At 40.8% G+C, this 24,766-nt stretch carries 24 protein-coding genes; 8 read left to right on the forward strand and 16 right to left on the reverse strand.

What is annotated here, in order from left to right:
* Positions 1–83: 83 nt before the first annotated feature.
* A complete protein-coding gene (gene hslO, locus B5D46_RS00900; protein WP_159442981.1) occupies positions 84–956 on the reverse strand; it encodes an Hsp33 family molecular chaperone HslO in 873 nt (290 codons plus the stop codon).
* A 4-nt stretch (positions 957–960) separates the two neighbouring features.
* On the reverse strand, positions 961–1,359 hold the full coding sequence (gene hslR, locus B5D46_RS00905) for a ribosome-associated heat shock protein Hsp15 (RefSeq protein ID WP_031491918.1): 399 nt from the start codon (positions 1,357–1,359) through the stop codon (positions 961–963).
* A gap of 124 nt (positions 1,360–1,483) precedes the next feature.
* Between hslR and nudE the strand changes: the two genes are divergently transcribed.
* From nudE to argH, 4 genes are all read left to right on the forward strand, one after another.
* The gene (gene nudE / locus B5D46_RS00910) at positions 1,484–2,050 is read left to right on the forward strand and encodes an ADP compounds hydrolase NudE (RefSeq protein WP_078927889.1); all 567 of its coding nucleotides are present in this window, start codon (positions 1,484–1,486) and stop codon (positions 2,048–2,050) included.
* A 223-nt stretch (positions 2,051–2,273) separates the two neighbouring features.
* Positions 2,274–3,182, forward strand: coding sequence for an ornithine carbamoyltransferase (locus B5D46_RS00915; RefSeq protein WP_078927816.1), 909 nt, complete (start codon positions 2,274–2,276; stop codon positions 3,180–3,182).
* A gap of 17 nt (positions 3,183–3,199) precedes the next feature.
* The gene (locus tag B5D46_RS00920) at positions 3,200–4,429 is read left to right on the forward strand and encodes an argininosuccinate synthase (RefSeq protein ID WP_078927817.1); all 1,230 of its coding nucleotides are present in this window, start codon (positions 3,200–3,202) and stop codon (positions 4,427–4,429) included.
* Positions 4,430–4,522: 93 nt separating this feature from the next.
* Positions 4,523–5,902, forward strand: coding sequence for an argininosuccinate lyase (gene argH, locus B5D46_RS00925; protein ID WP_078927818.1), 1,380 nt, complete (start codon positions 4,523–4,525; stop codon positions 5,900–5,902).
* Positions 5,903–5,981: 79 nt separating this feature from the next.
* On the opposite strand, the gene dut is transcribed toward argH, so the two are convergent.
* Together dut and coaBC are read right to left on the reverse strand one after the other, a co-directional pair.
* The gene (dut, locus tag B5D46_RS00930) at positions 5,982–6,440 is read right to left on the reverse strand and encodes a dUTP diphosphatase (RefSeq protein WP_031491913.1); all 459 of its coding nucleotides are present in this window, start codon (positions 6,438–6,440) and stop codon (positions 5,982–5,984) included.
* A complete protein-coding gene (gene coaBC, locus B5D46_RS00935) occupies positions 6,440–7,759 on the reverse strand; it encodes a bifunctional phosphopantothenoylcysteine decarboxylase/phosphopantothenate--cysteine ligase CoaBC (protein ID WP_078927819.1) in 1,320 nt (439 codons plus the stop codon). The genes dut and coaBC overlap by 1 nt, the downstream gene beginning before the upstream one ends.
* Positions 7,760–8,086: 327 nt before the next feature.
* On the opposite strand from coaBC, the gene rpmB reads away from it, so the two are divergent.
* The 3 genes from rpmB to B5D46_RS00950 all read left to right on the forward strand — a co-directional run bounded on the left by rpmB (position 8,087) and on the right by B5D46_RS00950 (position 9,817).
* Positions 8,087–8,323 (forward strand): 50S ribosomal protein L28, encoded by a 237-nt coding sequence (rpmB, locus tag B5D46_RS00940; protein WP_031491911.1) that lies wholly within the window; start codon positions 8,087–8,089, stop codon positions 8,321–8,323.
* Between the two features lie 11 nt (positions 8,324–8,334).
* On the forward strand, positions 8,335–8,505 hold the full coding sequence (gene rpmG, locus B5D46_RS00945; RefSeq protein WP_021889297.1) for a 50S ribosomal protein L33: 171 nt from the start codon (positions 8,335–8,337) through the stop codon (positions 8,503–8,505).
* A gap of 316 nt (positions 8,506–8,821) precedes the next feature.
* On the forward strand, positions 8,822–9,817 hold the full coding sequence (locus B5D46_RS00950) for an OmpA family protein (RefSeq protein WP_078927820.1): 996 nt from the start codon (positions 8,822–8,824) through the stop codon (positions 9,815–9,817).
* Positions 9,818–9,881: 64 nt separating this feature from the next.
* On the opposite strand, the gene B5D46_RS00955 is transcribed toward B5D46_RS00950, so the two are convergent.
* The 8 genes from B5D46_RS00955 to B5D46_RS00990 form a co-directional block, all read right to left on the reverse strand.
* The gene (locus B5D46_RS00955; protein ID WP_078927821.1) at positions 9,882–10,880 is read right to left on the reverse strand and encodes a galactose ABC transporter substrate-binding protein; all 999 of its coding nucleotides are present in this window, start codon (positions 10,878–10,880) and stop codon (positions 9,882–9,884) included.
* 173 nt (positions 10,881–11,053) lie between these two features.
* Positions 11,054–12,202, reverse strand: a complete 1,149-nt coding sequence (locus B5D46_RS00960) for a CobW family GTP-binding protein (protein WP_078927822.1) — start codon at positions 12,200–12,202, stop codon at positions 11,054–11,056.
* A gap of 10 nt (positions 12,203–12,212) precedes the next feature.
* Complete coding sequence (locus B5D46_RS00965; protein WP_078927823.1) at positions 12,213–13,178, reverse strand: alpha/beta fold hydrolase; 966 nt, start codon at positions 13,176–13,178, stop codon at positions 12,213–12,215.
* Positions 13,179–13,256: 78 nt separating this feature from the next.
* The gene (gene spoT, locus B5D46_RS00970) at positions 13,257–15,425 is read right to left on the reverse strand and encodes a bifunctional GTP diphosphokinase/guanosine-3',5'-bis pyrophosphate 3'-pyrophosphohydrolase (RefSeq protein WP_078927824.1); all 2,169 of its coding nucleotides are present in this window, start codon (positions 15,423–15,425) and stop codon (positions 13,257–13,259) included.
* A 12-nt stretch (positions 15,426–15,437) separates the two neighbouring features.
* The gene (gene rpoZ / locus B5D46_RS00975; RefSeq protein WP_031491528.1) at positions 15,438–15,722 is read right to left on the reverse strand and encodes a DNA-directed RNA polymerase subunit omega; all 285 of its coding nucleotides are present in this window, start codon (positions 15,720–15,722) and stop codon (positions 15,438–15,440) included.
* A gap of 401 nt (positions 15,723–16,123) precedes the next feature.
* Positions 16,124–16,750, reverse strand: coding sequence for a guanylate kinase (gene gmk, locus B5D46_RS00980; RefSeq protein ID WP_231475259.1), 627 nt, complete (start codon positions 16,748–16,750; stop codon positions 16,124–16,126).
* Between the two features lie 8 nt (positions 16,751–16,758).
* Positions 16,759–17,382, reverse strand: a complete 624-nt coding sequence (gene yihA, locus B5D46_RS00985; RefSeq protein WP_412556284.1) for a ribosome biogenesis GTP-binding protein YihA/YsxC — start codon at positions 17,380–17,382, stop codon at positions 16,759–16,761.
* A gap of 33 nt (positions 17,383–17,415) precedes the next feature.
* Positions 17,416–18,024, reverse strand: coding sequence for a DUF3334 family protein (locus tag B5D46_RS00990; RefSeq protein WP_078927825.1), 609 nt, complete (start codon positions 18,022–18,024; stop codon positions 17,416–17,418).
* Positions 18,025–18,653: 629 nt separating this feature from the next.
* Here B5D46_RS00990 and B5D46_RS00995 point away from each other — a divergent pair.
* Positions 18,654–19,991, forward strand: coding sequence for an MATE family efflux transporter (locus B5D46_RS00995; RefSeq protein WP_078927826.1), 1,338 nt, complete (start codon positions 18,654–18,656; stop codon positions 19,989–19,991).
* A gap of 103 nt (positions 19,992–20,094) precedes the next feature.
* Here the strand turns inward: B5D46_RS00995 and B5D46_RS01000 are convergent, their stop codons facing one another.
* The 4 genes from B5D46_RS01000 to B5D46_RS01015 form a co-directional block, all read right to left on the reverse strand.
* Positions 20,095–21,006: a PLP-dependent cysteine synthase family protein gene (locus B5D46_RS01000; RefSeq protein WP_078927827.1), complete on the reverse strand. Its 912-nt coding sequence runs from the start codon at positions 21,004–21,006 to the stop codon at positions 20,095–20,097.
* 9 nt (positions 21,007–21,015) lie between these two features.
* Positions 21,016–22,173: a trans-sulfuration enzyme family protein gene (locus tag B5D46_RS01005; protein WP_078927828.1), complete on the reverse strand. Its 1,158-nt coding sequence runs from the start codon at positions 22,171–22,173 to the stop codon at positions 21,016–21,018.
* A gap of 11 nt (positions 22,174–22,184) precedes the next feature.
* Complete coding sequence (locus B5D46_RS01010) at positions 22,185–23,042, reverse strand: class I SAM-dependent methyltransferase (RefSeq protein WP_078927829.1); 858 nt, start codon at positions 23,040–23,042, stop codon at positions 22,185–22,187.
* A gap of 378 nt (positions 23,043–23,420) precedes the next feature.
* On the reverse strand, positions 23,421–24,758 hold the full coding sequence (locus B5D46_RS01015) for a phenylacetate--CoA ligase family protein (RefSeq protein WP_078927830.1): 1,338 nt from the start codon (positions 24,756–24,758) through the stop codon (positions 23,421–23,423).
* Between the last annotated feature and the right edge of the window lie 8 nt (positions 24,759–24,766).

Consider the following 24,766-nt stretch of genomic DNA (forward strand, 5'->3'; position numbering starts at 1 on the left):
TTTTATTCGTTGTTTATTGTGCTATGTAGCATGATGTTCAGGGGATCTTTCATGATCCCCATTTTTTTATCTGCAGGTTAGGACTACTGAGACAGCTTACGGTACATAGATGTAAGCTCTTCCTGAGTAAAGCTGTAGGTCTTTCCGCAGTGCTGACAGGTCATTGAGGTACCCTTAGGATCCTCTGCCATATTCTTAAGTTCGGATGGATCAAGCTGCATCAGGGCATTCTCACAGCGGCTCTTTGAGCAGATGCATTTGAACTGAACCTCTTTCTCTCCGAATACCTTGGTTTCCTCGTGGGCAAACAGTCTGCCCAATGATTCATCTAAAGGCAGTGTGAACAGTTCGTTTGCGCTTAAGGTTGCAGCAAGAACACTTAAATGCTCAAGAGAATCAAGATTACCTTCAATTTCAGGAATAATCTGCAGCATGATACCGCCAGACTGTCTTTCATCAAGGTCAGTGCTGATGAAGAATCTGGTTGGAAGCTGCTGGGAGTTCTTGAAGTAGTCCTCCAGGGTTGCGCCGATTGATTCATTGTTCAGAGCAACAATTCCCTGCCACTTAACACCGTTCTTAGGAAATACGGACAGGGCAAGAATACCGTCTGCACCGCACAGCTCATGAATAGATGCATTGTTTTCCACTGCACTGTTGTCCTTTAGGGCGCATGAGCCGTAGAAGCTTAAATCCTGTCGGATATTGATAAGCGCATACTTTAGAGGAGCGTCCTTTCCTCCTCTGATCTGCACCATGATTTCAGAACCGTCTTTAAGAGTTGAAGCTACCAGAACTGATGAAACAGCAAGCTCCATCATGATCTTTTTCAGACAGTCAGGATAGTTATCATGGATTAGATCCTCAAAAGGAGTTTTTAAACGGGTGATTTCACCTCTAACACCATGATTATCAAAAAGAAATCTTTCAATACTGTTATGATTAAATGTCTGCATGTATTTAGTTTCCATATTTCATACTGATGAGAGCTCTTCTGTCTTTTTTGTTAGGCTTCTCATCTGGATGAGGGGCAAGCAGTGAATTGAGTTTAATCTGTTCAATCTGCTTTTCTCTCTCTGCGATACTTTTTTCTGTTTCCTTATATAGTGTCTGAGCAACCACTGCAGGACCTCTCTGATCTGAAATCTTTACGATTTCAACCTCCCTGCGGATATTTCCCTGAAGTACCTTGACCAGAGCTCCGATTTCCACGGTTCTTGATGGCTTGGCTTTAACTCCGTTGTAGTCAACCTTGCCACCCTCAATCATACTTCTGGCAAGTGAGCGTGTTTTGTAGAATCTTGCAGCCCAGAGCCACTTATCCAGTCTGACTTCTGTATCTTCGTTATTCTGTGCCATAAATAATGCCAATATGTCTTCGTCCTATCTTAAGGCAAAGGCCAAATTTAAGCGTGAAAAATTAAGAAAAAAGCGTTTTTCAGTGCTAAAGTATACCAACGATTTAAGAAAAATGGTGTTAATTATGGATCTTTCTGCATTAGATAAACCTGTTCCAAAAATTCTTGATAAACGCAGAAACAAGGTTTCGCGATTCTTTACAGTTGATGAGCTTGATCTTGAATTCTCCAACAGTACCAGAAGAACCTATGAAAGATTAAGCGGTGGTAACGGGGCAATTTTAGCAGTTCCTTTTGACGGTAAGGATTTTTACCTTACATCCGAATATGCCTGCGGTTTTGAACGTTATGAACTTGGTTTTGTAAAAGGAAAAATAGATGCCGGAGAGGATGCTGTAACAGCCTGCAACCGTGAACTTGAAGAGGAAATCGGCTTTGGCGCAAGAAATATTACTCTTCTGCGACGGGAAATGACAGTTGCTCCAGGTATGCTTCAGCTTAGAATGTTCACATATCTTTGTACTGATCTCTATCCAAGAGTTCTTGATGGAGATGAGCCTGAACCTATTTCTATAATAAAAGTATCTCCTTCAGAGGCAAAGGAGCTTATTTTCGATGTGGATTCTCCATTAACTGAATCAAGAGCAATTGCCTGCCTTACTCTTGCCATGAGAAAACTCAATTATCTATAACGATAAATAATGAAACAGGAAGCCATTTCTATGCCGTTTCCTAACTCATTTGCTTTGCATCATAGAAAACCTGTGCTAATAAGCTATGCACAAATATGATGCAAATTTAATAATACATTTATCTCCCTTCTAATTTTGCTTATTCTAGTAACTAGACAATCATTTCGTGATTGTATTTTTTATCCATGCAGGATTATTCCTGCCTCATTTTGGGAGTTTGGTGATGCGTCATCTTTTAACTGGCTTTGAATTTAGCCAAGAAGATTATTGGGACATTATTAATACCGCTATAGATATGAAAAAGGATCCAAAGAAATACGACCGGGTTTTAGCTGGTCGGAGCGGCGCAATAATGTTCGAAAAGCCATCACTAAGAACAAGAACAACATTTGAGCTTGCTTTCTACAGACTTGGCGGTCACGGTGTTTATCTTGACCTTCAGAACGGCGAGCTTGGAAAGAGAGAAACCATTGCAGATTATTCTCGTAATCTGTGTCGCTGGGTAGACTGCCTTGTTGGCAGAGTATTCTCCCAGAATACTCTTACTGAACTTGCAAAGTATGGTTCAGTACCTGTAATCAATGCTCTTTCTGATTTATATCATCCTGCTCAGGCAATGGCAGACTACATGACTGTCTATGAGCATTTAGGTAAGGTAAAGGGTGTTAATGTTGCTTATGTGGGTGATGGTAACAATGTAACCAATTCACTTTTGGTTGCAGGTTCAATACTAGGTGCAAATGTTACCTGTTTCTGCCCTGAAAACTGCAGCCCTGATGCAGCAGTGTTTATAAAGGCTCAGGAAATTGCAGCTAAGAACGGATGCAAGCTTGCTGTAGAGAATGATATCAGCAAGCTACGTAACTTCGATGTTGTTTATACCGATACATGGGTATCAATGGGTGATAACACTCCTCTTGATACTGTAAAGAAGAAGTACATGCCTTATCAGGTTAATTCTTCTTTAGTTGAGCAGTCTGGTGCTCAGATTGTTATGCACTGTCTGCCAGCTCACCGTGGATATGAGATTACTGATGAAGTTATGGACGGTGATAAATCTGTAGTATTTGATGAAGCAGAAAACCGTCTGCACATCCATATGTCTGTACTTTCTAAACTGATTAACGCTTAATTTGAGGATTTATAAAAATGTTAAAACATGAAAACAAACAGTACAAAAAAGTTATTCTTGCTTATTCTGGCGGTCTTGATACTTCAACCATCGTACCTTGGTTAAAGGAGAACTATGGTTGTGAAGTTGTTTGCTTTGTTGCTGATGTCGGTCAGGAGCGTGAGGACCTTGAGGGTATCGAGCAGAAAGCTAAGCAGTCAGGTGCATCAAAGTGCATTATTAAGGATTTAAGAGAAGAGTTCGTTAAAGACTATGTCTTTGAAATGATGAAGACTGGTGCTTTATATGAGGGTGAGTATCTTTTAGGTACAGCTATTGCCCGTCCTATCATTGCCAAGGCAATGGTTGAATGCGCTTTAGCAGAAGGTGCTGATGCAGTTGCCCACGGTGCTACCGGTAAAGGTAACGATCAGGTTCGTTTCGAGGCTGCAGTTGCAGCTTTAGCTCCTCAGCTAGACGTTATTGCTCCATGGAGAATCTGGGATCTTCAGTCTCGTGAAGAGTTACTTGCTTACTTAAATGAGCGTAACATTCCATGTAAGACAACTTTAAAGAAGATTTACAGCCGTGATGCAAACTGCCTGCACATCTCAACTGAGGGTGGTGAGCTGGAGAATACCTGGAATGCTCCTACCGAGAATGTATGGGTATGGACAACCTCTCCAGAGAAGGCTCCTGATACTCCAGAGACCTTTGAATTAACCATCGAAAAGGGTGTTGTAACCCAGATTAATGGTAAGACCATGTCTCCATTTGAGATTATCTCTGAGTTAAATGAGAGAGGCGCAAGAAATGGTGTTGGTCGTATCGATTTAACCGAGAACAGACTTGTTGGCATGAAGTCTCGTGGCTGCTATGAAACCCCAGGCGGAACCATTATTTATAAGGCATTAAGAGCTATCGAGCAGTTAGTTCTTGATAAGTCAACCAGAGTATTCCGTGAGCATTTAGCAGTTGAGTTTGCTCAGCTTGTTTATGATGGCAGATGGTTCACCCGTCTAAGAGACATTCTTCAGGCTGCTGCTGATGAGTGCGCTAAGGAAGTAAACGGTAAGGTTGTTCTGAAGCTTTACAAGGGTAACATTGATATTATCCAGAAGGATTCTCCAAACAGCCTGTTTAACTTTGACTTCGTAACCTTCGGTGCAGATCAGGTTTACAGCCAGGCTGACGGTGACGGCTTCATCCGTCTATATACCTTACCAAGCAGAATCCGTGCTATTAACGCAGCTGCTAAGAAGAAATAATTTATCTGAATAAATAGAATGCGGTTCAGGGAGTGATCTCTGAGCCGTATTTTGTATAGTTTTAACGTATTCAATAATAAGGTCGAGGTATATATGGCTTTATGGGGCGGAAGATTTACCCAGGGTCCTGATCAGAGATTCAAGGATTACAACGATTCTCTGAAATTTGACTACAGACTGGCTCTTGAGGATATCGAGGGCTCAATTGCATGGGCTGATGCAATTTACAGTGCAGGTGTTCTTACAGAGCAGGAAAATAAGGATCTGAAGAAGGCTCTTGAAGAGCTTTATGAAGAGGTTAGCGAGAACCTTGATGAGATTGCCAAGTGTGATGATGAGGATATCCATTCATACGTTGAGCGTCGTCTGATTGAGAAGGTTGGTAATCTAGGCAAGAAACTGCACACTGGCAGAAGCCGTAATGATCAGGTTGCCGTAGATTTAAAGCTATGGTGCATGAAGGCTTGTGATCATGTGCTTTCTTCAATTGATAAGCTTCAGAAACAGCTTTTAAAGGTTGCCGATGAGAATCAGGGAAGTATATTCCCAGGATATACCCATCTGCAGCGTGCTCAGCCGGTTACTTTCACTCACTGGATTTTAGCCTATATTCAGATGTTTGAAAGAGACTATCTGAGACTTATAAATGCCAAGGAGCTTTTATCAACCTGTCCTCTAGGATCAGCAGCTTTAGCTGGTACTGCATATAACATTGATAGAGATGCCCTGGCTCAGGCTTTAGGCTTTAAGTGCGCTACCAGAAACAGTCTTGATGGTGTTTCAGACAGAGACCATGTAATGGAGCTTTTATCATGTGCAAGCATTTCCATGGTTCATCTATCAAGACTTGCAGAAGATCTGATTATCTACAATTCTGGTGAGGCCAAGTTTGTTGAGTTATCTGACAAGGTAACCTCAGGCTCATCATTAATGCCACAGAAAAAGAATCCAGATGCACTTGAGCTTATCCGCGGCAAGTGCGGCAGAGTTGTAGGTGCACTGACCGGTATGCTGGTTACCACCAAGGCTCTTCCTTTAGCTTATGACAAGGATCTTCAGGAGGATAAGGAGCGTCTGTTCGATGCTATTGATACCTGGATTGACAGTCTTGATATGGCTGCCCTCGTATTTGAGGGTATTAAGCTTAATAAGCAGAATGCCATCGATGCTGCTAAGGGCGGCTATTCAAACGCAACTGAGCTTGCTGATTATCTTGTATCAAAGAATGTTCCTTTCCGTGAGGCGCATTCAATTGTTGGCAGAATCGTTCTTTATGCTATTTCTAAGGATAAGGCTTTAGAGGACTTGAGTGTTGCTGAGTTTAAGGAATACTCAGAGGTAATCTCAGATGATGTATATCCATGTCTACAGCTTGAGAACATTCTTGCTAAGAGAGATATCATCGGTGGTGTTGCTCCTGCTCAGAGTGCTCAGGAAATCAAGAGAATGAAGGAATATCTGGAGAACAGATAACCTTATTTCGTAGGATTTCGTAGGATAAGAAAAAGCCTGAAAGTTTTTTTACTTCCAGGCTTTTGTTTTTCTTGTGATTCTAGTTTTTACCGGTTGAGCCAAAGCCTTCTTCGCCACGTTCGGATGTTTCTTCAAACTCCTCTGTAACTTCGAAGCTGGCGTGCAGTACAGGCACAAAAAGCATCTGAGCAACTCTGTCGCCTACACAAATCTTAAATGGCTTGTCAGAGTGATTCCACAGCGGCATCATCAGTGGTCCCTGATAGTCTGCATCAATTACCCCGGTAAGATTTGAAAGCACGATTCCGTGTTTGTAGCCAAGACCTGAACGTGGAACAATAAGCGCAGTAACGTTCTTGTCAGCAATATGCATGGCAATTCCGCTGCTGACAAGTCTTACCTCTCCTGGATTCAGGATGAAATCCTCCTTTTCCATAGCTCTTAAATCCATGCCGGCAGACATTGGAGTTTCGTAACCTGGAAGAGGAAAATCCTTTCCTAACCTTTTATCTAGAATCTTAACTTTTATATTTAGCATTAACCGTTTTTCTTTTTAGCTGATTTAAAGATTAATTCCATCAGATACTGTGCGATAACAGGTTTAGGCTGTTTCTCAAAGTGAGCAACCTGTCCGTCCTTATCAAATACAGTAACTTCATTGTCATCGCTGTTAAATCCAATAGCCTTATTGGAAACATCATTGAGAACAATCAGATCAAGATGCTTCTTTTCAAGTTTTGCACGGGCAAAATCATGAAGATTATTGGTTTCGGCTGCAAATCCTACAGTAAATGGTCTGTTGGATTCAAGTTTACCGACAGTTGCAATAATATCAGGATTCTTAACCAGTTTGATAGTCAGAGTATCCGCATCCTCTGATTTCTTGATTTTAACAGGAGAGATAGTCTCGGCTCTGAAATCAGCCACAGCAGCACAGCCGATGAATATATCTGCTGATTTAATGTAATCCTCAACAGCACTTAACATCTGTGCAGCACTCTTAACATCAATCTTACGTACTCCCTTTGGAGCCTCAAGATTAACAGGACCAGAAATCAGGGTTACTTCTGCACCTAGAGCTGCTGCAACCTGAGCCAGTGAATATCCCATCTTTCCTGATGAGTTGTTGGAGATGAAACGTACCGGATCAAGATCTTCAACGGTAGGTCCGGCAGTAATTACAACCTTGTAGCCTGCGCCAAATGCTTTTGGCAGAAGTCTGGTCTGTGTAAGCTCTAATGGTTTAACAGGGGAAGGCAGTCTGCCCTGATGATTCTCAAGCTGTCCCTGAACGGTCTTGTTCTCGAGTCTGTTGGAAAGAATTGCACAGATATCCTCAAACAGATCCTCTGGCTCTTTCATTCTTCCTGTTCCACTGACACCGCAGGCAAGTTCTCCCTCAGCAGGAGAGATTACATAAATTCCACGTCTAATCAGGGTCTGAATGTTTTCCTGTGTAGCAGGATTGTTGTACATATTGGTGTTCATCGCAGGAGCAACTGCGACAGGACAAGCCGCTGCAAGGGTGACGGCGGTAAGCATATTGTCTGCCATACCTGCTGCAATCTTGGCAATGGTATTTGCCGTTGCAGGTGCGATAATCACCATATCAGCATTGGTTGCCAGAGCAATGTGAGAGATATCTTCTGTTCTGTCGAAAATTTCAATTGAGACAGGGTGACCGGATAGAGCCTCAAAGGTCTCCTTACCAACAAGCTTGGCTGCAGATGGAGTCATCACAACGAATACCTGAGCGCCGCTTTTTACCAGAAGACGACAAAGGATACATGCTTTATATGCTGCGATTCCACCGGTAACACCTAAAATAATCTTACGATCTTTTAACTGAGTTCCCATTTTAAGCATCTCCTTATATATTAATTTTTCTACTAACCTACAGATTATAAAACAGATTAATTGAATATTATTGCTATTAATTTTCAAGATTGATCTGAATCGTATTAATGTTATATAATACGCAATTACCACGAAACCTTAGAGGATTAATCTCCTCGATTAAAGTGCGTATTCAGAATTAAAGTTGTCTTAAAAATTAAAATATTTTTGAGATATAGTCTTCTTTTGTGTTAGAATACGTGAACTTTTGTTTTGACCTATTAATCTAATTCAGCTTTTTAGCTGATTGTTTGATTGATTTTTTTATTTTTTGGAGTGTGAACTAACATGTCCAGAGTTTGCCAAGTTACGGGCAAGCGCCCAGCAGTGGGTAACCACCGTTCCCACGCAAAGAATGCGGCTAAGCGTCGTTTTCTACCTAACTTAAAGTATCACCGTTTCTGGGTTGAGAGTGAAGGCCGCTTCGTAAGACTGCGTGTCACCACTAAGGCTATGCGTATTATTGACAAGTGCGGTATCGAGACTGTTCTTGCTGATATGCGTGCAAACGGCGTTAGAGTTTAAAGGAGTCAAAAATGGCTAAGAAAGGCGGTCGTGAGAAGATCCGTTTAAATTCAACTGCAGGTACTGGTCACTTTTATACTACTGACAAGAACCGTCGTACCACCCCAGGTAAGATGGAAATGATGAAGTATGATCCAGTTGTTCGTCAGCATGTTTTATACAAGGAAGGCAAGATTAAATAATCTTGTTTCTGATGGACTTTTGCAAAAGTTTATTTTAAAAACTCAGCTTCGGCTGAGTTTTTTATTATCTGCAATTCACACTTTTTTAGAGCACCTCTCATTAATCACATTTTTTATCTAACCTCTTAATTTTTCACATACTAATATTAATCATCTGTATATTTCTGAAAAAAAATAACATTATTGTCTTCTATTAATAATTAAAAGTGTTAAAATTTTTCCGAATTAATTGTGAGGCAGGTCATCTAACGTTCTTCTAAGTTTAGTATGTCAAATTACCTGCCAAAGAATTACTTTTTAAAAAAGGAAATATATTATGAAGACTAAGTTATTAGCTTTAGCAGTTGCTTGTGCAACCGCTTCTTTCGCTGCTAACGCTGCTGTTAGCGATACCTGGAGCGCTGGTGCTGCTGCTGGTTATGTTTACGGTTTCGATCACCACGATGACATTCCTTTTGAGAAGGAAGGCTACGGCTTAAAGCTAAACGGCGAATATAACTTCACCAACTGGTTCGGTTTAGGTGCTGGCTACGACTACACTGCTAAGCAGCACATCGGTGAAGGCGACAACAGATCAAGCCTACACAGCAACATCGCTGAGGCTTATGGCAGATTCGCTTATGCATTAGATAACAACGGTTCAGATATTTTCTTCAAGGTTGGTCCTACTGTTACCTGGGCATCAGCATATGGTGAGACTCACCACAAGTATGGTGCAGTTGCTGGTATCGGCGGTCAGTATGCATTCAACGACAACCTAGCAGTTCGTGCTGGTTATGATTACTTCTACAAGAACATGAAGCGTGATGGCACCCGTATCGACAACGGTATGTTTTACGTTGGCGTTCAGTACACCTTCGGTGCAAAGAAGCCTGCTCCAGCTCCTGTAGCAGCTCCAGCTCAGAAGACCGTTCGTGTAACTGAGAACCACACCCTAGACGCTGGTATCCTATTCCCATTCGATGGTTCAAACCTATCAGCAGAAGGCAAGCAGGCTGTTGCTGAGGTTGTAAATTCTTCAAGCAACCTACAGAACACTGAGTTCGAAGTTTACGGTTACACCGACCGTATCGGTTCAGACGCATACAACAACAAGCTATCTCAGAAGCGTGCTGACGCAGTTGCAGCTGAGTTACAGAACAACGGCGTTACCAACCTGAAGGCTTCACAGGGTCGTGGTAAGGCAAATCCTGTAACTGGTGACAAGTGCAACTCAGTACAGGGTCGTAAGGCTCTGATCGACTGCTTAGCAGCTGATCGTCGTGTTGAAGTTGTTGTAACTGGCGACACCACCAAGATCCAGAAGCAGTAATTCTAATTACTCTTCAGGATGAAAGAACCTCCCATGCGGGAGGTTTTTTTTATTTTCGAGTCTGTTATTTATTGATAACCTTTGTATAAGGTATGTACACCGTTCCGTTTTCCCATACCTTAAGATTAAGCTTCTTTCCTAATTCATGGTTATCTTGTTCTTCTGCTACAGCAAGCTCAAGAATAGCTCTGGCCTGTTCCTTTGTATCATTTACTAACGTTCCTTCAAGCTTACCCTCTTTAATTGCCTGAATTGCAGGTTCAACTCCGTCGATACCGAACACAGGTATATAGTTCTTTTTCTTATTACCGGTATTGAAGCCTTCATTGTTTAGTACAGAGAGTGCTCCTAATGCCATAGCATCATTGTTACTGATGATAAGTTCAACTTTATCTATGCCATTATTTATGACATAGTTCTCCAGTTCTCCTCTTGCTTTTAAACTGTCAAAGTTTCCGCATAACTTTGTTATATCAATATTGTTATACTCTGAGAACAGTTTTACTGTAACAGCTGAGGTTCGAAGATATGTAGCCTGATGATCCTCAGGTCCGTTCAGTATAATCGTTGAGATTCTGCCATCCTTATTTCTGTCTATCTGTGGATTAGCCTTTATATAACTGATAATCATCTCAGCCTGCATCTGTCCTGCAAGCATGGAATCTCCTTCAACATACCAGGCTTTTGAATAACCATCCAGAAGCTTTATATCAGGCTGACGGTTAAAGAAAATAACTCTTAGGTTATTCTTTTTGCAGTTTTCAATAACTGACTCTGTTATTTCCGGACGAACCAGATTAACAATCTTGGCTTTATTGTTAGACAGAGTATTTGCAATCTGAAGTTCCTGAGTTCCTGAATCATTGTTGGCATCAAAGGATTCCAGAGAAATATTCATTTTCCTGGCTAATGAATCTATATCGTTTTTGAATGAAGCAATGTACTGGTCAGTAAGGGCATAGTAAAAAACATCCAGACTTTTCTGTTCATCAGCATTAACCGTTACTGGAGAACCTGCAAGCAGAAAGGCAAGCATACCTAAATGAGATAATCTAAACTTCATAGAACTGTCCTATGTTTAATTCAGAGAAACAACAAAAGAGAGTGTGTACCTTAAAAGTATAGTTTGTTAAGGCAGATTAGGTTGAAGGATCGGTCTAGGAGTTGGTAATTAATTGAAAAGGCCTGAAAAAATCAGGCCTAATAAATAAGTTTTGCTATTAATGAGCATGCAGATTAATAATCATCTGCTCTTTCGATACCATCGATCATCTGCTGATAGTATGAAATTGCAGCTGAATCCGGATTCTCCATAATCTGCTTAAACATATGCTTAATCTGTTCCATAACGCTTGCTCTGCAGATAAATACCAGCTGAGAGTGTCTCTGTCCATTAGGCCAGCTGTGGAGCTCAGATAGAGGGTATAGATTACCCTGAACACCATGAATAACAATTGGTTTTTCCTGATCCTTAAGATCAATGATTCCCTTGATTCTAAGAATAGAGTCACCGTACTGTTCCTGTACTGTGCTGATTCCTGAAAGCAGAGCCAGAGCTTCGATTGGCTGATCAAACTCCATGCAGAATGAATCAATATCTGAGTGGGCGATAATCTTAGGCTTGGATACACCAATGGTTGAATTAACGGTAGCTGGTCTGATTGATGAGGCCAGGTTTGGTGACTTGAAGTTTAGCCATGAGGTTACTTTCTTATCAAAGGCCTGATCAGCATTCTTGTAAGGTCCGATGTCAAACAGGATCTTAGGTGAGATATTACCCTTAACAGCAGGGAACACCTTTGCAGCAGGATTAATCTTGGCGGTAATTTCGTAAATTGCATCAAGCTCATCTGATTCAATCAGATCAGTCTTACTTACGATAACAATATCTGCAAGAGCAATCTGCTTTACAGCCTCATACTGCTTCTTTAGCTGATCACGGACAAACATGCCGTCAAGTACAGTAATGGTACCGTCATGATAGTAGTGATCTAACAGGAAATCGTCTCCGTTTAAGGTGCCGATAACGCCGGATGGATCAGCAAGTCCGGTAGTTTCGATGATTACTCGCTTGAAGTTAGGAATCTCACCACGCTGAGCTTTGATGAAGTTAGTTGCTAGAGAGTCAACCAGAGCGCCCTGAAGAGAGCAGCAGATACAGCCTGACTGCAGAAGAACAACTGAAGAATCAACTGATTCTACAAGTTCATGATCAAGACCAACATCTCCGAATTCATTAATCAGGACCAAGGTGTCCTTAAATTCTTCTGAATTTACCCAGTGATTTAATAAAGTTGTCTTACCACTTCCTAAAAAACCTGTAATGATATTAACGGGAATTTTATTCTCGTCATTGATTGCAGGATTCTCTGCATTTTCTGACATTTAATAGTTCCTAATTTTTGAATAAAAAATCTAATGCTTTGGTTAGAGATTTTATCCTAAATTCGTCACTTTCGTTAATAATATCGTGATAAGCATTCTCAATTACTTCAAATTTAGGTGGAACAGGGTCATTTGCATGTTTTTCAAAGAATCTCTGGGTTTCCTTTGTTGAAACAACCTTGTCATCACCAGCACTCTGACAGAAAACCGGAATGGTAAATTCAAATTTGTCCTTGAAAAGCTCCAGCTGCTTCTTCATGGCTTCCTTTACAAAATGGAAGGTTGGTCCTCCGATAGTGTAAACCGGATGCTTTTCAAAATAGTTGTGGTAGTAATTGAATCTCTCGGGATCATGTGAATGATGATTACCTTCAAACTCAAGCTTCTTGTACTCTGAACCATGAGGTGTGTACATGGTTCTGGTAAATGGAAGTAAATCCATCAGTGAGATAAAGAAATACAGACTTGGCTTTTTAAGGTTGAAATAAGGCCATAGGTATGGAGCTATCAGAGATACTCTTTTTGGCTTGTTCTCCTGGTTCTTCAGAATATCAAGGGAAATCAGACCACCAAGAGAGAATGCCAGAAGATTATAGTCTCTGATATTTAGCTTATCCAGAACAAAGGTAACATCCTTTGCATAATCTTCAAAGTGTTCGATATGATACTTCTGTCGGTCAGGAAGAACTCGTGTGGAGCTTCCCTGTCCTCTTGCGAAGATAACTACAGCAGCGACCTTAAGCTTTGATAATGAATAGAAAAGTTCACAGAACTTGTGTGCAATTTCGCCTCGTCCGGGAATAATCACAAGACTTTCAACTGGATTGTCTACAAGAAGTCTGGATGCAGTTAATTCGTACCCTTCAGGATTTGTAAAGGAAAGATTCTCGACATTTGACAGATAAAACTTTTCCAGCATTTCTCTGTCTTTTTTCAGAGTTTCTGTATTGATGAAGGCGTCTTTGATTCTTTTCATGGTAGGACTCGGATTTCGCTAAATAATTTCCCGCTTATTAATAGAATATAGCGAAATTCCAAGTGATATCAAATGATTCTATCGTCTGCGATAGATAGTGATCACATTTGGTACTGCTTTTACTCTTCTGAGTACAGCTGCCAGGTGGAGTCTGTCTCTAACAGTAATAATAAGATTTATCAGGAAGGTCTTTTCATCCTTGAGATCTGAATTGATACTCTCGATTCTTGAGCCGGCAATATCAATAGCATTGGAAATCTCTGAGAGAATACCCTGTCTGTTCTCAAGTTCAATGAAGAGACTGGTCTTAAAGTCCATATTGGCGGTAACCGGAAGATTCCAGCTTACATTCAGTGACTTGCCTGGACCTCTTTCGTTCTCTCTTAAATTCTTACAGTTGATATTGTGGATAACAATACCTCTACCCTGAGCAATATGGGCGATAATCTTGTCGCCTGGAATAGGCATACAGCACTGAGCATAGGTAAATGGCATACCGCCTGTTCCCTTGACCGGAAGCTCGTGGTGCTTGTGTGAGTCTGGATCAAGGAACTTAACCACAGCAACGGTAAGAATATTACCCATGGCAATATCGGTAAACAGTGTTTCGATATTAGGCTCGTTGAAGTTCTCGACAATACTCTTGATCTGTTCCTCGGATAGAGACTCGATTCTTGTAGGTCTTAGAGCGTTCTGTAGCAGACGGCGACCGATGAGCTGACATTCCTGAGAACGCAGTCCCTTCAGATACTGTCTGATGGATGAACGAGCTCTTGAGGTTACAACTGTAGATAACCAGATAGCATTAGGGCAGGCTGATGATGAGGTAATAATCTCAACTGACTGACCTGACTGCAGGCTTCTTGATAGAGGGAAGACGTGGTGATTTACTCTTGCACCGATACAGTGGTGACCGATATCGGTGTGCAGCGCATAGGCAAAGTCTACAGGGGTAGCGCCCTTAGGCAGATTGTAGATAGTACCGTCCGGAGTAAAAACGAAGATTGAATCCGGGAATAAATCGGTTTTTACATCTTCCACAAATTCCAGTGAGGAACCTGCACTCTGCTGCAGATCAATCAGATTCTTAATCCAGTCCTGTGCATTCTTCTGAGATGCTGTTGATACAGCCTTTGAACCACTCTCTTTGTAAGCCCAGTGTGCGGCAACACCTCTTGCAGCCATCTGATCCATAAACTCTGTACGGATCTGAACCTCAATAGGAACACCGTGAGGTCCGATTAGAGAGGTGTGAAGAGACTGGTAGCCGTTGAGCTTAGGAATTGCAATATAATCCTTAAAGCCGTTTGGACGTGGTTTAAACAGATTATGCATCTGTCCTAGAACACGATAACAGGTATCAACATCCTTCAGAATGATTCTAAAGCCGTATACATCCATAATTTCGCTGAACTGAAGTTCTTTCTGAACCATTTTGCGGTATATGGAGTACAGTCTCTTTTCTCTGCCTAAAACTCTTGCCTCGATATTTGATTCTTTAAGGCGGTTTTTAATGGCAGTAAGCATACTGGTAACAACCTCTTTACGGTTGTTTCTTGCTCTGGTAACAGCAGCCTTTAATACTCTGTATCTTGTAGGATAGATAGATGCCATGCAGAGCTCTTCGAGTTCCTGGCGGATCTCGGATATACCCAGTCTGTTTGCAATAGGAACAAAGACATCCAGAGTTTCCTTTGCAATTCTGATGCGCTTGTCTGGTCTTAGCGCACCAAGAGTTCTCATATTATGGGTTCTGTCTGCAAGCTTTAGAAGAATAACTCTGATATCTTTGGTCATAGCCAGAATCATTTTTCTAAAGTTTTCCATCTGAGCTTCTTTGTAGTCCTGAAAGCGTAGTTTATCCAGTTTGGTTACGCCCTGTACTAAAGCTCTGACATTTGCTCCGAATTCATCCTCAATCATCTGCTCTGTAACCATGGTATCTTCAACCACGTCATGCAGAAGGGCAGCCTCAATGGATTCTACATCAAGATGCAGCTGGGCTATAACTGTCGCTACAGCGATAGGATGAATAATATAAGGTTCACCTGATGCTCGTTTCTGATCCTTATGGGCAAAATCAGCCACGAAGAAACATCGGTCAATCTGATCTATGAGGTTTTGTGGAAGGTATGAGCAGAGCTGTGCTCTTAGATGCTCATAATAAGGAAAGTTAGGAGAAGATAAAGCTTGGTCTAATGGAGTTGTACCTTCACATTTAGGAATAAAGCACTTATCTTCCCCCATAGAGAGCTCCTATTAGCTAAACATCTCTACGCCATCAATAGGAGCAAATTCGTTATCAGCAGGGTGAACAGAAGAATCACGTAAGTGGTCTTTTCTATCCTGCTTGTCTAAGAATTCTTTAGTAATTAAGCCTTCTTCGATTTCACGAAGAGCAATTACGGTTGGCTTATCCTTATCTTCCTCTACAAGTGGATTGCTTCCTGAAGCAATCTGACGTGCACGGCGGGCTGCAAGAAGAATTAAATCAAAACGATTACCAACTTTCTTTACAGCATCTTCAACGGTAACTCTTGCCATAATCTGTACCTTTAAAACGATTAAAGTCTGTCTTTACTTTTCATTTTTATATGAAGATAAACCGAGGTCCTTATCTTTACAAAGCCTTTTACTTACTTCATATGAAAATTCTATACCGATAAATAGTCTAATACAATATATTAGACATCCTTATGCGGTGTATTGACCTTTATTATCACAATTGCACTATGCGGGTGATAATTTTGTTTCTGGTAAAGACAAAAAAATTAAACTGAAGAAAAAACAGTATAACTATATCTTTTTTAAGTCAAAAAATACTCAATCCCAATGTGACATTGAGCTCTTTTCTTTAGTATTTTTGGAGCTTAGAAGACAAGACCTGCTTTTACCAGCGACAAAGCAGGCTCAATTATACACTAAAAAATCCCAATTCAAGCAAATTAGTTTTTGTTCAAATCAAAAAGTTTTGATATTTCTTCCTTCTTTTTATCGAGTTTGGCTCTGTTAGCCAGAATTATTGACCTCATATTCAGAACACTTTCCTCAAAATCATCATTGATGATGACATAGTCGTATTCATCGTAATGAGAAATCTCGCCTATAGCCTTGTTCATTCTCTTCTCGATAACTTCAGGCGCATCGGTTGCTCGGCTTACAAGTCTGCGATGCAGTTCTTCAAGTGAAGGCGGAATAATAAAGATTCCCTTGGCATCTGGAGTCTGTTCTCTAATCTGTCTTGCTCCCTGCCAGTCGATGTCCAAAAGCACATCCTTGCCTTCATTAAGCCACTGTTCAACAATTTCCTTTGAGGTTCCGTAATAGTGATCAAACACATGAGCATACTCATAGAAGGCGCCTCGAGCAATCAGAGCCTCAAACTCTTCATTTGAAACGAAGTGATAGCTTACATGATCAACCTCGCCAGGTCTTGGCTGACGTGTGGTATGAGATACAGAAAGTCTTAATGAATCATCAAGATTGAATCTCTTTAAAATGGAGTCAATTAATGATGATTTGCCTGCTCCTGATGGAGCTGACACGATGTAGAGAGTTCCTTTTTTCATAATGTCTTTATTTATTCGTTGTCTGTGTGTGCAAGATCGAACCAGTTCTTTAATACTTCTCTGGTTTCGTCAATGCCAATCTTTTTAAGTGCAGAGAAAGCGATAATCTTGAAGTTGCCACCAAACTCTGAAAGAGCGGTTCTGACTTCACCTACCATTTCCTTGCGTTTATTGACACCAAACTTATCTGCCTTGGTCAGCAGTATAAGGGCTGGCAGATTAGATGCAATAGACCAGTCGATGATCATGCGGTCATGATCTCGAAGTGGTGTTCTAATATCCATGGTAACCACAATGCCGCAAAGACTCTTTCTCTGCTGAAGATAGTCTGTCATGGATTTCTGCCACTGTCTTTTCATGTTTTCCGGAACCTGAGCATAACCGTATCCAGGAAGATCTACAAGATACTTCTTGTCTGTAACCGTAAAAAGATTAATCAGTCGGGTACGACCTGGGGTTCTACTGGTTTTGGCTAGATTTTTCTGATCGCAAATAGCGTTAATTGATGAAGATTTGCCTGAATTAGATCTACCAATAATAGCAATTTCAGCGCCCAGATCCTCCGGCAGTTTCGAAATATCTGGTGCGCTGGTTACAAATTTGGTTTTTCTAAAATCTAAGACAGCTTTTTTGATAGTATCTGTCATGAAATAATTATCTAAATATCGTTAAACTTTATACTGCTCCAAAATGTCATCAGGAGACTCTACACTCTTGGTCTCAAAATCACGAATAGCAGTAAATGTAGTATCATCCATAGCAAGTTCAACATAGAATACATTTCCTGCTTCAGTATTGAATGTTACCTTGCCGTAAATAGGATTATCCAGATCAACAGAAATATTAATCTGAACTTCACGTGGTAATACTAACATTTTTGGTTGTGATTGGTCGATCCTAATGTGCAAACTTTCGCTAACACAACGAGTAAAATCACCAATAATCTGGTTCATTAACTCACCAAGTGAATTACTTACCTCGTCCTGTGTGTAGTTCTTAGCCATTTCAGACTCAGGCAGACCCATGTTGCTCAGATAGGCTTTGTATAGCTCCATTGCGGTTTCTTTAGGGAAATTGATAACCACCATACCTGAGAAGGAACCGGTAAACATAACGAAGGTACCGATATCTGGAGTCAGAACAGTTTTAGAGATTTTCTGAATCAGCGGAACAAAGTCGGTTTTTTTACCAGTTGCTGAAGTTAAAACAGAAGAAACACTCTGGCATAGAGATAACATAATATCATTGCTGCCAATAATCTTTGGTTTTTTAGCCATACACCCTCCATAACAAGTGTCTGCTTTTAAGTTTAGGTGACGTTTCAAATAAAGATAGTATAGGGATCACTAATTTTCTATTAAAAAGGATTAATCTAATCTTTAAATAAGCAATTATCTTTAAAATCAAAGTGATATTTTAAGAAAAAAATTAATTTATAATGAGAAATAGTTCAAACTTTCTGTTCTTTTAATACTTCTGCTCTCGCTTGATATGAAAGGCATGACGTAAAAAACGCGTTTGTCATTAATGGAAACATACAAGGAGATGTTGTGTTTTTTTTCCAAACAAAAAAATTGGCTCTGTGATCTTTCACATGCTCAAAATTCTGCCGGTGAGAAAAGGATCATCTTCCATAAGCATTAATTTTGATAAAAGCCAATTTGGAATCTAGCCTTATAAATAGGTTAGAAATATTTTTTAAAACAAGAAGTTTTCAAAAAGAACTCATTTAGCCTGATTATAAAGTGGAAAAAAACACTCTATAAACTCAAAATATTTCTCATATAAAATATCCTGACCATTAAACCTTAAGAGAAATCCCGTGATTCCTCAGGGGAACTGTCTCTTCGTCACAGTTAAAATCGGGCTGCAATAAGTTCTTTTTGAGAGCTCAGGTGAGCTTTCTATGCGAATACATTTGTCTGATAACTTTGATTTTCATAAACTTATTGTCTTTACTTTCCCCGCTGTCGCCATGATGGTATTTACATCCATCTATACAATGGTGGACGGTTTCTTTGTCTCGAATTTTGTGGGCAAGGTCCCTTTTGCAGCGGTAAATCTTATTTATCCTCTGTTTCCTATTGCTGCTGCTATAGGACTTATGATTGGTTCAGGTGGCAATGCACTTGTTGGCATCTGTCTTGGAAAAGGTGACAGAGAAAAGGCCAACTCCTATTTTTCTATGTTCATCTATTCCATGCTAGGACTTGGTTCTGTCTTTGGAATTGTCTGCTTTTTCTTCTCTGAGACTCTCTCAAGAATGCTTGGTGCTCAGGGAGAACTGCTGTATTACGCAACAATGTATGCAGATTATCTGTTTCTGTCTACACCGTTCTTTATTCTGTCCTTCTCTCTTCAGGGATTCTTTGTGACAGCAGAAAAGCCAAAGCTTGGCTTCTGCATCACTCTTTTAGGCGGTGTACTGAACATGGTGCTTGATCCTCTGTTCATCATTGTTTTTCATATGGGGCTTAAAGGTGCGGCTATAGCAACTGTTCTAAGTCAGGTGATAAGTGTTATGGTTGCTCTTATCTATTTTTCAAGAGAGAACGATTCACTTCTGTCATTATCAAGAAATCCTGAGTTTGATCTTAAGGTTCTGACTCAGTCCTGCTTCAACGGTATGTCAGAGATGGTTACCAATATCGCGGTAAGTGTGGTTACCATTGTTTATAACTTCCAGCTTCTGAGAACATACGGAGACAATGGTGTGGCCGCCTTTGGCGTAATCATGTATCTGAGCTTCCTGTTTACTGCTGCATTCTATGGCTTTGCTACCGGCAGTGCACCGATATTCAGCTATAACTTTGGTGCCAGAAGAAAACAGATGCTGAAGATGATTCTGGTTAGAGCATTAAAGCTTGTGCTAATCGGCGGTGCCGTTATTGTTCTGGTGTCTGAGGTATTCTCTGATTTCCTAGCTTCGATTTTTGTTGGTTATGACGAGGAGCTGTGCTATCTGACATCTCATGCCTTAAAGCTTTATGCTGTATCTTTCCTGTTCAGCGGAATTGCAATTTTCGGATCGGCTTTCTTTACAGCGCTTAACAACGGTGTGGTCTCAGCAGTTATTTCAATTTTCAGAACCTTTATCTTTGAGATAGGTGCAATTCTGATACTGCCTTTACTGATTGGAGCCAACGGTATCTGGCTGGCTATTGTGGTAGCTGAGATAAGCTCTCTTGTTCTGACATGGTTCTGCATGAAAAAGTGCAGTATAAAATACGGCTTCAACTCGTAAGCGAGAAGAACCTGTAAAAAAGGTAGAACGACTTTTGTCTCCGGGCCTGAATTATCAGAGAAGCCGCTCTACCAACCATGAACAAATATGTGAAGAACAAAAACTAGTTATATAAGCCCTTTGAGAAATATCTGTCACCGCGATCCGGGAAGATGGTGACGATGTTTCCCTTTACCCCCTTCTGGATTAGCTTAAGTGAGGCACTTAGAGCGGCTCCTGATGATGAACCTGCAAAGATTCCCTCTTTTCTTGCCAGAAGTTTTGATGCTTCAAATGCATCGTCATCTGAAATCTTGATCACCTCGTCAACCAGCTTGATATCCATGGTATCAGCAATGAAGTCGTTTCCGATACCTTCGATATTGTAGTCATGATGTTCGCCGCCACCCATGGTAGAGCCGTATGGATCAGCAAGGATTCCCTTGATATCAGGATTCTGTTCTTTTAGATACTTAAGCACACCGCTATAGGTTCCGCCAGAGCCTGCTCCTGCTACGACATAATCGATCTGTCCGTCCAGTGCCTTGTATATTTCAGGACCGGTAGTCTCATAATGGGCCAGAGGATTTGACATGTTTCCAAACTGATTAAGAGTTACTGAATCAGGTATCTTTGCTCTCAGCTCCTCTGCACGTCTTGATGCACCAAGCATTCCTTCCTCGCGAGGAGAGCTGATAATCTCTGCACCAAGCGCTTTCATCAGGATCTGCTTTTCTTCAGAGAATTTCTCAGGTACTACAAAGATAATCTTATAACCTTTGTTCAGTGCTGCCATGGCTATGCCCAGACCGGTATTTCCTGCGGTAGCCTCAATAATGGTGCCTCCTTTTTTTAGAAGCTTCTTTCTTTCAAGATCTGCAATCATGTAAGTACCGGTACGATCTTTGACTGAGCCGCCAGGATTGTAGAGTTCAAGCTTGGCAAACAGATTCACAGAATCACTGTTTACAACCTGGTTAAGTTTTACCAGTGGAGTGTTGCCGATTAGATCTTTTATTGAATTGTAATAAAACATTTTTTACTCCTAAATTCTGCTGTTTTCGATTGCCTGTTTGATGTCTGAGATAAGATCTGAAGCATTCTCGATGCCTACTGACAGTCTTATCAGATTATCTGTAATTCCAAGTTTCACTCTTAGATCTCTAGGAATTGAAGCATGTGTCATTGAGGCAGGATGGCATACCAGTGATTCAACACCGCCAAGGCTTTCAGCAAGAGTAATAAGTTTTAGGCTTCCAAAGAATTTTCTGATGTCATGATTCTCTGTCAGCTCAAATGAGATCATGGCTCCACCGTTTTTTGCCTGTTTTTTGTGGATATCATGACCTTTAAAACTTGTAAGTCCTGGATAGTAAACAGTCTTCACATCACTGTTTAACTGCAGGTATTCAGCAATATCATGGGCATTCTGCGCATGTCTGTCCATACGGACTGCCAGAGTCTTGATACCTCTTATCATCAGGAAGGAGTCAAATGGACCTGCAACTCCACCGGTAGCATTCTGGATGAAAGCAATCTGTTTTGAATGCTCAGGTTTACTTGTTACGACTAGACCTGCTACTACATCAGAGTGACCTCCTAAATATTTTGTTGCACTGTGAACAACGATATCGAAACCGAACTCAAGAGGTCTCTGCAGGTAAGGAGTCATGAATGTGTTATCTGCAATTGCCACAAGATTATGTTTATGAGCTATTCTGGCTATAGCCTCGAGATCAGTAACTGTTAACAGCGGATTGGCTGGAGTTTCAATAATCACTGCCTTTACATCAGGAGTAATAGCCTTTTCAAAAGCACTTTCCCTGGTTGTATCTGTTATCTCATAGGTAATACCGAAATTTGAGAAGATTTTGTCTAAAACTCGGTATGTTCCACCGTACACATTTGATGAAATCAGGATTTTATCTCCGGTTTTAAAAAGTGAGATTACAGCTGTAAGTGCAGCCATTCCTGAGCCGAAAGCAAAGCCGGCATCTCCTCCTTCAAGCTCTGCAATCAGACTCTCCAGAGCTGCTCTGGTTGGATTTCCTGTTCTTGAGTATTCCCACTTAACTTCTCCACCGATATTCTTCTGAGCATAGGTTGATGTCTGATAAATAGGTACGTTTACTGCGCCTGTATGTTCATCAGTGCTGATACCGCCGTGGATAAATGATGTCTCAATATGTGAATAGTGTTTCATGGTAAGTTTCCTTATAGTTTTTCTGCTTTTATAAAATGTACGTTGTCATAGGCCTTAATTTTTTTTATCTGACCGGAGAGGAATTTTTCCTTTATTTCATAAGGTGTTAGATGATTTACAGCAAATCCCAGCTGTTCAAGAGTGTTTACAACACTTGAGGACTTGTAGCCATCGCTCATTGGTTCACCAACATAACTTGTCAGATTCTTAAGTTCTTCAAAACGTCTGTCGGTATCTGATAATGACTTTTCTTCATAAAAATCAAAGAGAACAGTAAGTTTTGATGAAAGCTCAAGAATATCCTTGAGTGTAGAGATGAAGGTTGAGAAATTGAGGTAGTAAGATAACCCCATGATGGTAACAAAGGTTGGCCTGCTGCTGTCAAAACCTGCCTGCTTAAGCTTTTCCTTAAGAGAATCTGTTCTGAAATCAACTGGAACAAAGATAGCTCTGTTTTCAAGATGCAGATTTTTTATTCTCTGCTTTTTGATGCTCTGGAAGAATGGATGATCAACTTCGAAGTAGCTTGTCTTATCAGAAGTATCTCTCCAGGCAAAGGTATCAAGACCGGCTCCCAGAATCAGATACTGAGCTGAAGGATTTTTCTTTTTGAAATCAAGAAATTCATGTTCAGCAAAGATACTTCTTGAAACAGGAATCGGAAGAATCAGATCAAGGACGTTCTTTTTGAATACTCCATGCTCCTGTCTGCGTTTTTTCAGGATCAGATTCAGAAGTAGCTTCTTGTCATCCTCGATGATTTTCTCTGCAAGGTAATCATTAAAAACTGGTTGATTTTCGCTTTTTGAGTAATAGGCTCTAGCCCACGCGCAAATTCTGGCTGTAACGCTGCCCTGATATGTTGTCATTTTTTAATCCCACTTTCTGTGTCGATTTTATTTTGGTAATCAAAGCTTTCTGCTTTGATGTAAATTGACTTAAGATAAGTCTAAGCCTGTGTATTAGCTGCTTTTTTTAACAACAACAGTTACAACAGTATAAAGATAGGTTCTTTGGAGAGAAAACAAAGGTATAGGTACGCAGACTGATGTCTGTGCTCTCTATGTTGCTATGTAAACGTAAATTTGTCATAGTAAAATTTTCCCTTTGTCTAATTTATTTATACAACAACAGAAAAATGAAATAAAGTAGTTTTTATAAAAAATAACAATTTTTTTTGAAAACTCCCTTTTTTGGGGCTTAAAAGAGCACTGGGGATGTTCCCTCCAGTGCCCTGAAATCAGGCTTTAAGAAGCCAGCTTGTGCTCACGTTCATCAATAACACGCTTTGATTTGTGCTCAGAACGTGTATTCAGATCGCCATCCCTGTGCACAACTACATTTGCTGGTTTTACACCGATTCTGGCTTTCAGAGTATTTGCTACAGTGTTGATTACTTCTGCATCACTCTGATCGTTTTCAGCCTTCTTCTCAACCTCAACTGCATACTTGCAGGTGAAATCCTGATCATAGATTCTGATGCGGTATTCACCGGTCAGACCTGGGATACTTCTGATACCAGCTTCAACGTCTGATGGGAAGACGTTAACAGCACTTACAATGAACATGTCATCCTTACGGCCAAGAACATGAATTCTGCCATGGGTTCTGCCACACTTGCACTTTGAGGTATCAATCCAGCCGATATCACCGGTTCTAAAACGGATCAGCGGACGGGCATGCTTACGCAGTGTTGTGAATACGAACTCTCCCTTTGAACCAGGTGGCAGCACTTTACCAGTCTGAGGATCAACTGTCTCAACCAGAATATGATTCTCGGCAATATGCAGACCATCCTTGTATTCACACATTGCAGCGCAGGCACCAAAGATGTCTGACAGACCGTAGAAGTCGTAAACCTCAGCTCCCCACAGTTCCTCGATAGCCTTGCGGGTTTCGTTGATTGAACCGCCTAGCTCGCCAGCGACGATTATCTTCTTGATGTTTAAATCCTTCTTAGGATCAATTCCGTTCTTTAAGGCCTTTTCACCTAACTGCCATGCATATGATGGAGAAGTCCAGATTACTGTTGGCTTATAGTTCTGCAGTACCCACAGAAGTCTTTCTGATGGCAGGGTACCACCCCAGATGCACAGTGCACCGGTTTTCTGAGCTCCGATAACATCAGGTCCACCAACGTACAGTGAGAAATTCAGTGCATGTACATAACGGTCATTTGGTCTTACACCAACCTGCCAGAACCAGCGGGCCTCAGTCTCCTGGAACTCATCAAAGTCCTTCTGAGTGAATGGAGAGATGGTAGGAACACCGGTTGAACCTGATGATGTTGAAATGAATACAACATCATTCTCCGGTACAGCACACAGCTCACCCAGGAAAGACCCCTTACCCTGAGTATCACGCTGGGTCTTTTTGTCCATGAATGGGAATTTCTCGATATCCTTTAAGGTTACGATATCCTCTGGCTTAACTCCAGCCTGATCAAAAGCTCTCTTGTAGTATGGAGAGTTGTCATAGGCATATTTAACGATCTTCTTAAGATCCTTTAACTGCTGTTTTTCGAGGTCCTCACGTGAAATGGTTTCAAGTTCCTCGTTCCAATATTTAGTGTCGTTGATAGGCATTTTATATA

It is taken from the genome of Succinivibrio dextrinosolvens DSM 3072 (assembly GCF_900167015.1).
Taxonomy (GTDB): Bacteria; Pseudomonadota; Gammaproteobacteria; order Enterobacterales; family Succinivibrionaceae; genus Succinivibrio; species Succinivibrio dextrinosolvens.

Bases quoted from the DNA above. Each gene is read 5' to 3' on its own strand.
- B5D46_RS00920 (WP_078927817.1), top strand. From the start codon at position 3,200: ATGTTAAAACATGAAAACAAACAGTACAAAAAAGTTATTCTTGCTTAT.
- B5D46_RS00915 (WP_078927816.1), top strand. From the start codon at position 2,274: ATGCGTCATCTTTTAACTGGCTTTGAATTTAGCCAAGAAGATTATTGG.
- B5D46_RS01015 (WP_078927830.1), bottom strand. From the start codon at position 24,758: ATGCCTATCAACGACACTAAATATTGGAACGAGGAACTTGAAACCATT.
- B5D46_RS00995 (WP_078927826.1), top strand. From the start codon at position 18,654: ATGCGAATACATTTGTCTGATAACTTTGATTTTCATAAACTTATTGTC.
- B5D46_RS01000 (WP_078927827.1), bottom strand. From the start codon at position 21,006: ATGTTTTATTACAATTCAATAAAAGATCTAATCGGCAACACTCCACTG.
- spoT (WP_078927824.1), bottom strand. From the start codon at position 15,425: ATGGGGGAAGATAAGTGCTTTATTCCTAAATGTGAAGGTACAACTCCA.
- B5D46_RS00960 (WP_078927822.1), bottom strand. From the start codon at position 12,202: ATGTCAGAAAATGCAGAGAATCCTGCAATCAATGACGAGAATAAAATT.
- dut (WP_031491913.1), bottom strand. From the start codon at position 6,440: ATGCTAAATATAAAAGTTAAGATTCTAGATAAAAGGTTAGGAAAGGAT.
- B5D46_RS00965 (WP_078927823.1), bottom strand. From the start codon at position 13,178: ATGAAAAGAATCAAAGACGCCTTCATCAATACAGAAACTCTGAAAAAA.
- B5D46_RS01010 (WP_078927829.1), bottom strand. From the start codon at position 23,042: ATGACAACATATCAGGGCAGCGTTACAGCCAGAATTTGCGCGTGGGCT.
- hslO (WP_159442981.1), bottom strand. From the start codon at position 956: ATGCAGACATTTAATCATAACAGTATTGAAAGATTTCTTTTTGATAAT.
- rpmG (WP_021889297.1), top strand. From the start codon at position 8,335: ATGGCTAAGAAAGGCGGTCGTGAGAAGATCCGTTTAAATTCAACTGCA.
- B5D46_RS00950 (WP_078927820.1), top strand. From the start codon at position 8,822: ATGAAGACTAAGTTATTAGCTTTAGCAGTTGCTTGTGCAACCGCTTCT.
- argH (WP_078927818.1), top strand. From the start codon at position 4,523: ATGGCTTTATGGGGCGGAAGATTTACCCAGGGTCCTGATCAGAGATTC.
- rpoZ (WP_031491528.1), bottom strand. From the start codon at position 15,722: ATGGCAAGAGTTACCGTTGAAGATGCTGTAAAGAAAGTTGGTAATCGT.
- rpmB (WP_031491911.1), top strand. From the start codon at position 8,087: ATGTCCAGAGTTTGCCAAGTTACGGGCAAGCGCCCAGCAGTGGGTAAC.
- B5D46_RS01005 (WP_078927828.1), bottom strand. From the start codon at position 22,173: ATGAAACACTATTCACATATTGAGACATCATTTATCCACGGCGGTATC.
- B5D46_RS00955 (WP_078927821.1), bottom strand. From the start codon at position 10,880: ATGAAGTTTAGATTATCTCATTTAGGTATGCTTGCCTTTCTGCTTGCA.
- nudE (WP_078927889.1), top strand. From the start codon at position 1,484: ATGGATCTTTCTGCATTAGATAAACCTGTTCCAAAAATTCTTGATAAA.
- B5D46_RS00990 (WP_078927825.1), bottom strand. From the start codon at position 18,024: ATGGCTAAAAAACCAAAGATTATTGGCAGCAATGATATTATGTTATCT.
- hslR (WP_031491918.1), bottom strand. From the start codon at position 1,359: ATGGCACAGAATAACGAAGATACAGAAGTCAGACTGGATAAGTGGCTC.
- coaBC (WP_078927819.1), bottom strand. From the start codon at position 7,759: ATGGGAACTCAGTTAAAAGATCGTAAGATTATTTTAGGTGTTACCGGT.